The organism is Pseudomonadota bacterium (assembly GCA_018242545.1).
GTDB lineage: Bacteria > Pseudomonadota > Alphaproteobacteria > 16-39-46 > 16-39-46 > 16-39-46.
Genome location: JAFEBT010000077.1, coordinates 1 through 7,672 on the forward strand (window position 1 = coordinate 1; position 7,672 = coordinate 7,672).

The window sequence follows — 7,672 nt, forward strand, 5'->3', positions numbered from 1 at the left end:
AATTTTTAGAGCTATATGAAACTATCTTATTGAAAAACAACTGGTTTTTTTATTTCTTGTACAAATGACTTTCTTTGCTCAAAAGTGGACACTACCTAGAATTTATTTATTTTTTGAAAAAAATAAATTACCTCCAACCAGGAGAAATTCACGACCTTTATTTAATTATTAACAAAGATGAAGATTTTCATTCTCTTGAACAAGCACAAATTAAAGATTGGCTTTCTTATCTCAATAAAGCACACCATGATCTTGATGATAAAATCACACAAGAATTACTCCATTAATTTTTTTCATATAAAATATCTCTTTGAAATAATTCTCTAAAAAAATAAATGTTTGACATAGCTTAAAGGCAGGCATAAAAATTATAAAATATTATAATTTTTCCTACCGTGATCAGGGCTCCTTATTTATATGTTTTAATTTTATTTCTTATATCCCTATTATTTAAAAGATTACTGTGAGGTTCATAATGAATCAATATATCAAGATAAATTTATATTCTCTTCTTTTATTTTTTATTAGTTTATGTCCTCTTTTTACATTTCATCTGCCGCAAAATCAAATTCATAATCCTCATGAAACCGACATTTTTTATTATGTTGATTTTGAGGGAAAAACACCTCTTTTGAAAGAGAATGTCTCTCCCATAATATATCAAAAAAACTTGAAGGACCTTGCTTACAAGTTAAAAGCATTTTTAGAAACATCCCAAGGACAATTCCAATTCTTTATTTTATTTTGTTTTATGTTTTGTATCATGCAGAGTTTTTTGGGATTTCTAATTCCTAAGAAACTTTCCAATTTATGGAACGTTTTTAATAAAAATGTTTTCGAGCTATTTCTATCCCATTTTATAAATAATTTTTCTTCTCAAAAAATTTTTCGTCCTCAAACTGTTTCATACTTTTCAGAAAAAGATACTTTAATTATTGGAAAATTATTTTCTAAAAATATTCTCGCAAAAACTTTTAAAAAAAATAAAACCTATTCAGACTCTTTAGAAAAGACTTCTCTCAAAAAAGTGCTTTTTGAAATACAAAAATCTTATTCAAAGGAATTAAAAGATCAAAAGATTGCTTTTTCCATACAGGGCTCAGATGAAATAGTTAAATGTAGAGAAGGAGTTGTTTATTACATTTTTTATATTATTTTTAAGGCTATTTTAAAAAGAACTCTTCCCCATGCAAAGATAACCATTCGTCTTAAAAAAGTCTCTGACCTTTTATTTCTTACAATTATTGATACGGGCCTTCTTTTTTCTCAAGACCGTCTGAAATATCTTTCTTCTTTAACAGGACAAAAATCTAATGACGATATTGTTGAAAAAGATCAAAAGAACCTTCTTAATCTCACCCAACGTCTTGGGTGGAAAATTTCTTATGGCATTAAAAACAATTTGAATGTTACAAAGATTCTTATAAAAAAAATCTCTGCAGAAAAAGAAAATATGTCTTAGTTTTTATCAAAAAGCCATTCACAAAAACTCATATCAATGGCAGGTGGAGTTTTTGAAAAAGAGAACGTGTAAACTTCCCAAATAATTTCTGTCACACGCTGAGCTGGAAGATCAAGCTCATTTCTCTTAATAAGACTATCCACAATTTTACAGGCTTGTAAATAAAGGGTAAGGTCCCAAGGATATGATTTTTTTTGGTGATGAAATGAAGCAAGAGGAGAATATGGTTCTTGTTTTTCTCCAAGAAGTTCGCTTACAGAACATCCAAGAATATTTGCAACCGAACGCAAAACTCGAATACCAGGATCCTTAGAGGCTCCCATAAGAATTTTTCGAACACTATTGGTTCCAAGACCTGCTCTTTTTTCTAAAGCTGATACAGATAAATTTTTTTCTGCAAGACGATTTTTAATTTGAAATTGAAGAATTGATGTCATTTTTCCTTGAGATTCTACTTAATAAAAAATTACAAAACAAAGAAGTTTCTTAAGCTTTGAAACACTTTTGAGAAAGTATCAGATTATTTTTAAAAAAAATATGATAAAAAATGTTTAAACTGATTTAAAACTACAACTTTTTTATTTTTAGAGCACAATAAAACGATTTATATCATAAAAAACGAACGTTTTTCAACAATTATATCAATCACACTTTCTTTTTTTTTGGAAAATAATCAATTGCATATTTAAAATTAAGCTTTTCTTGAGATTAAAATATACCAAAAATCTAAAATTTAAAGATTTTTAAATGCAAAAAACACATATCTTCCTCTTTTTGATTAGACTTTATGCCGTTTTTCTTAACTTTGATAATGACACTGTCTTTTTAAACTCCAAAATGACAGTGTCATAAAAAAAGAAAATTATATTTTTCCTCTTAAAAAACCATGTTTACAATCTCACATATAAAAATCAACACACCCAAAATTAACAATAAACCCTGTAACCCTTTGTTTTCAATAAGAGGATAAAAAGGGTTTATTTTTTGCGCTTTTGGAGAATTTATAAACCAAAGAGGGAGTAAAAGAGCAATTATAACTAAAATCAAACCTGCAAAGCCTAATGCTTTTAGAAAAAGCTCTCGAACAAACAGAGAAAAAAGAAACGGGGGCATAATTGTCAAGCTTAATGCAATGGCTTTTCCTTTAAAAGATTCCAAAATATTTCTTTTACTTATCTTTTCCGACCAAAATTCATATAAAGCAAGGCTAACACCGATAGAAGATTTTAAAATTGCAATCATTGAAATAATGCTTACAAGTGTTTGTACCAAAGGCCAAGCAGTTGTTTCCATGAGAGCATGAACAAATTGACCAACTTCTAATTTCCCGATCGTTAAAAGATAATATTTATAGGGAGCATTATGATAAAGAATTCCAAGAGTTGTTAATGTCCAAATGATATAAACACCAGCAGGAATAAGGCTTCCCCAAAAAACAGCGCGCTTTAAAAGAAGAGGGTTTTTATGACAAAAATTTGTAAGCGTATGAAAAATAACATGGAAGCCAAATGCTGTGAATAAAATGGGCAGAAGAGGTGTCCAAGTTTTAAGTTCTCCAATATTTTTAGAAAAAAAAGGGAGATGAAAAAGATCTAGCCTTTTGAATAGACCAAATACAAGAAGCCCAAAAGTTCCTAAAAGCACTGTCAGTAAAATTTTATTAATGTGCAACACCAAATGAACAGAAAAACTTAAGATTAAAGAGAGAATTAAAACATAAATAACTAAAATACTTTCTAAAGGATAAGAACGACCAAAATAAGGTTCAAAAAAACTTTGAAAAATAGAAGCACCACCATATAAATATGCACACAAGAGAGCTTAACTTAAGAACATTAAACTTAAAGATCCAATGCAAGAAAAAAAAGACCCTCTATAAAATTGTCCAAGTTCTCCTATAGAAAGACCTTTTCCAGCACGCAAATTAAGTTCTAAGCTTAAGAGAGCAGACAGATACATAAAAAACCAAAATGTTATAATAAGGCCTATACTTGGAAGAATGCCAATTTTACAAAGAATCATTGGAAGAGCTATCATACCAGCTCCAATAGAAGTTCCTGCAACAAGAGATGCCGAAAGAATAAATTTTTTCATCAGATTACTCACACAAAAAAAATTTATCTAATCAAAAGACTAGAATATTAAAAAACTAACAAAAAAGGGAAAAGAGTATTATTTTGCGCTTTATAGCGCAAAAAGAAAGAAATTTTCAAAAAAAGATATAAAAAGATTTAATGTCATTTTTTTATCTTATCTAACCTTAAAAAACAATGTCAATTCTAAAATAATGGGACTTAGAATTAACAACCCAACAAAATAACACCACCTGTTGTTATGGTATATCCATGTCTTCAAAAAATCTACTTAAGAGGGGAGCGATCTCTTTTTTCTTTTGGAGAATAAAGCTGTCAACAGCTTCTTCTTTTAAGAAGAAAAAGACCAAATTTAAAAGATTTTCTTGAAATTAAGCTCCCTTTTCCTTTATGGTGACTCTTTAACTTAATCACCCTTTTGAGAAATGAAGAACCTATGACTGAAATACGGAATATTGCAATCATCGCCCATGTTGACCATGGTAAAACAACTCTTATAGATGCTCTTTTAAAACAAAGTGGAACTTATCGTGATAACCAAGTTGTCACCGAACGTGTCATGGACTCGAATGATCTTGAAAAAGAACGTGGCATTACCATTCTTGCAAAATGTACATCTATGACTTTTCAAGGGGTTAAATATAATATTGTTGACACCCCAGGTCACGCAGATTTTGGAGGAGAAGTTGAGCGTGTCCTTTCAATGGTTGACGGCGTAGCTCTTCTTGTTGATGCTTCAGAGGGCCCGCTTCCCCAAACAAAATTTGTATTATCAAAAGCCTTAGCTTTAGGTTTGCATCCTATTGTTATCATCAATAAAGTTGATCGTCCCGATGCACGTATTGACGCGGTTCATGAAGAAATTTTTGATCTTTTTATGGGTCTTGGAGCCACTGATCAACAACAAGACTTTCCGATGCTTTATGCATCAGGACGCAATGGATGGGCTGTTTTAAACCTTGAGAAGGACACACCGAAGGATCTTACCCCTTTCTTTGAACTTGTAAAACGTCATGTTCCCCCTCCTAAGGTTGATAAAAATGGTCCGTTTAAAATGCTTGCAACTATTTTAGACTCTGATCTTTACTTAGGACGCGTTTTAATTGGTAAGATATACAGCGGTCATGCCCGTCTCAATATTCCTGTCAAAGCTATTGATTTTAAAGGAAACTTAAAAGAACAAGGCCGATTAACCAAGCTTTTTACTTTTAGTGGGATTGAACGTGTTGCAATTGAAGAAGCTGAAGCGGGCGATATTATTGCTGTTGCAGGTCTCACGAATACCTCCGTTTCAGATACTATTTGTGCTCTTGATGTAAACTCCCCGCTCCCTTCAACTCCTATTGATCCTCCAACAATGGCTATTACCATTAGTGTTAATGATTCTCCTTTTGGAGGAACAGAAGGAACAAAAGTAACCTCTCGTATGATTCGCGATCGTCTTTTAAAAGAAGCTGAAAGTAATGTTGCGATTACCGTGACTGAAACAGATGATAAAGATGCTTTCGAAGTTGGGGGTAGAGGTGAACTTCAACTTGGTGTCCTCATTGAAACCATGCGTCGAGAAGGATTCGAGCTTTCTGTATCACGACCACGCGTTCTGATGAAAAAAGATGAAAATGGAACTCTTCTTGAACCTTATGAAGAAGTTTTATTAGATGTTGACGAAGAATTCAGCGGCGTTGTCGTTGAAAAACTTTCTCTTAGAAAAGGAGAGATGACAGACATGCGTCCTTCAGGGGGCGGAAAAGTACGTCTTACGTTTGTCATTCCTGCACGTGGGCTTATTGGTTATCAAAGTGAATTCCGAAATGCAACGCGTGGGACTGGCGTTTTAAGCAGACTTTTTCATGGGTTCCTTCCTTATAAAGGAGAAATTCAAGGACGCACACGTGGCGTTCTTATTTCAAATGGACAGGGAGAAGCTGTAACATACGCTCTTTGGAACTTAGAAGAACGCGGAACCCTTTTCATTACAGGAGGAACAAAAGTATACGAAGGTATGATCATCGGTGAAAATGCCAGGGAAAATGATCTTGAAGTAAACCCTCTTAAATCAAAACAACTCACTAATTTTAGAGCTGCTGGAAAAGATGAGGCCATGAGACTTACGCCTCCTCATATCATGACGCTTGAAGAAGTAATCTCATATATTGAAGATGACGAGTTGGTTGAAGTAACTCCAAAAAATATTCGTTTGCGGAAAAAACTTTTAGATCCCAATGATCGAAAAAGAGAAGAAAGAAGTAAAAAGTAATCTCTTTAGAAAAAAGTTATTGGAATTAAGAATACAAACTTTAAATGGGGTAAAAAATCACTTTATAATTAATTTTTTATAATTAATTATAAAAAATTAAAATTTTTACCCCTCTTAAAACATTATAGAAATTTATATTTTCATTTAAAATTCCTTCATAATACATGCTTTTAGAGCAAAAAGCCTAAATTATTTGAAGATTTATAGAATTTTTTTCTTTCTTTATCTTAAAAATTTAACTAACAATCATCTTTGTAGCATAAGCAATTCAGAATCTTTCTGGCCATTTTAAAACTTTTTATCGAATACTCCGAAGATGGAAATTAAAAAAAATAGACTGATATTAAAATCATTTCTATTCTATGTATGGTAATAATATGGGTAAAATTATTAATTCTTCACAAAGCTCAAGTTCCATAGAAAAAGGAATGCGACTCAAATCGTTACGCATAAAGCTGGGCCATTCTATTCATGAGTTTTCAAAACTTACAAAAATCCCAGAGCCAACTTTATATTCATGGGAAAAAGGCCGTTCTTCATTAAGCTTAAAAGGTGCAAAAAAAATCCTAAAAAGCGTAGAACCTTCAAATGAAAAGCGGTTGTTATTTTGGTTAATGAATGGCGAAGAAGAAATTTTAGGAAATCTCAATAAAAACATTTTGGAAGAAATTTTAATTCTTCAAGACGTCAATTATTATCTTAATTCAAGGGACAATAGTGTTGTTATGATTATTTTAGATGACTCTATGCTTCCTTTTTTATCTCCTGGAGATTACGTTGGGGGAATTAAAAAAACAGGATCACAAATTCCAAAACATATTGGAAAGTGGTGTATTGTTGAGACAAAAGACGGATCTTTATATGCTCGAAATCTTGAAAAATCTTGTGAGGCAGATCTTTATAATTTAAGCCCTCTTATGACGAATTATGAGACTATGGAAGCTCAATCCATTAATTTTGCCGCACCTATTTCATGGATTAGAAAACGTGATTAACATTTATGGGACTCTTGAAATTTAAAAACTAATACTTATTTATAACCTAAGCTTTATTTTTTAATCTTATCTTATACTTTATATAATTTTTCATACGATTCGGAGTTTATTTCATGTTATATACAGGAAAATCACATTCTTTTTTTGGTCATAAAATTTCTGAAATTCTTATTTTAGAAGAAATAAAAGATCTTATTTCTTTTGGTTTTAAAGACATTACTTTTTTTAAAAAAAATAAAGATTCTAAAATAAACTATTATTTTTCTAATCCGATTTGGGAAAAATTATATATAGAAAATGACCTGTTTATAACAGATCCTTGCACACAAGCCTTATTGAAAACAAATGCCTTAATTGTGCCATGGGAAACGCTCCCTCAAAAAGATTTAGAATTTCGCAAGAAAACTTGTCAAGTTAGAGATGGTCTTTCAATTCAAACAAAAAAAGATAAAGATAATGAAAGTTTTTTATTGGGCCATTTGGGAACAGATGAAGCTTTTATGACAAAGCTCTTATCTTCTAAAGAATCTTTAGAAACTTTATTTTTACTCTTTAAAAAAATAAGCGAACACATTTAAACGCTTGAGTGTTATCAGAAAAGTTATCGTTAAATAGGATACTGCCATATCCTATTTACGCTTTTTTGTTCATTGATATTGATATTGTTTCAAGGCGCAAAAATACTCAGCTTGTTCCTCTGATATTATGAACTTTTTGCGTGAATTTAAGTATGAAAATCAAAGAATCTGTGATAGGTTTTCTATGTATTAAGGAACAAATGATGACACAATTTCAAAATAAACCCTATACTAGACCTACTGCGTAAGTAAAAAGAAAAAGGAAGATTGAGGGGATGCAACTTCCG

8 protein-coding genes are annotated in these 7,672 nt (G+C 31.2%); 5 read left to right on the forward strand and 3 right to left on the reverse strand.

Going from position 1 to position 7,672, the window contains the following annotated elements; translation table 11 throughout:
• The first annotated feature begins 113 nt into the window (after positions 1-113).
• Both JSS34_07875 and JSS34_07880 read left to right on the forward strand, forming a co-directional pair.
• Positions 114-287 (forward strand): hypothetical protein, encoded by a 174-nt coding sequence (locus tag JSS34_07875; protein ID MBS0186232.1) that lies wholly within the window; start codon positions 114-116, stop codon positions 285-287.
• A 188-nt stretch (positions 288-475) separates the two neighbouring features.
• Positions 476-1,462, forward strand: coding sequence for a HAMP domain-containing histidine kinase (locus JSS34_07880; protein MBS0186233.1), 987 nt, complete (start codon positions 476-478; stop codon positions 1,460-1,462).
• Here the strand turns inward: JSS34_07880 and JSS34_07885 are convergent.
• From JSS34_07885 to JSS34_07895, 3 genes are all read right to left on the reverse strand, one after another.
• Positions 1,459-1,899, reverse strand: coding sequence for a helix-turn-helix transcriptional regulator (locus JSS34_07885; GenBank protein ID MBS0186234.1), 441 nt, complete (start codon positions 1,897-1,899; stop codon positions 1,459-1,461). The two genes, JSS34_07880 and JSS34_07885, sit on opposite strands and share 4 nt — an antisense overlap.
• Before the next feature lie 439 nt (positions 1,900-2,338).
• Positions 2,339-3,277, reverse strand: coding sequence for a hypothetical protein (locus JSS34_07890; protein ID MBS0186235.1), 939 nt, complete (start codon positions 3,275-3,277; stop codon positions 2,339-2,341).
• A gap of 6 nt (positions 3,278-3,283) precedes the next feature.
• Positions 3,284-3,556, reverse strand: a complete 273-nt coding sequence (locus JSS34_07895; GenBank protein MBS0186236.1) for an amino acid permease — start codon at positions 3,554-3,556, stop codon at positions 3,284-3,286.
• A 435-nt stretch (positions 3,557-3,991) separates the two neighbouring features.
• On the opposite strand from JSS34_07895, the gene typA reads away from it, so the two are divergent.
• The 3 genes from typA (at position 3,992) to JSS34_07910 (ending at position 7,385) form a co-directional block, all read left to right on the forward strand.
• Positions 3,992-5,812, forward strand: a complete 1,821-nt coding sequence (gene typA / locus JSS34_07900; protein MBS0186237.1) for a translational GTPase TypA — start codon at positions 3,992-3,994, stop codon at positions 5,810-5,812.
• A gap of 377 nt (positions 5,813-6,189) precedes the next feature.
• Positions 6,190-6,807, forward strand: coding sequence for a helix-turn-helix transcriptional regulator (locus JSS34_07905; GenBank protein ID MBS0186238.1), 618 nt, complete (start codon positions 6,190-6,192; stop codon positions 6,805-6,807).
• A 113-nt stretch (positions 6,808-6,920) separates the two neighbouring features.
• The gene (locus JSS34_07910; protein ID MBS0186239.1) at positions 6,921-7,385 is read left to right on the forward strand and encodes a hypothetical protein; all 465 of its coding nucleotides are present in this window, start codon (positions 6,921-6,923) and stop codon (positions 7,383-7,385) included.
• Positions 7,386-7,672: the final 287 nt, after the last annotated feature.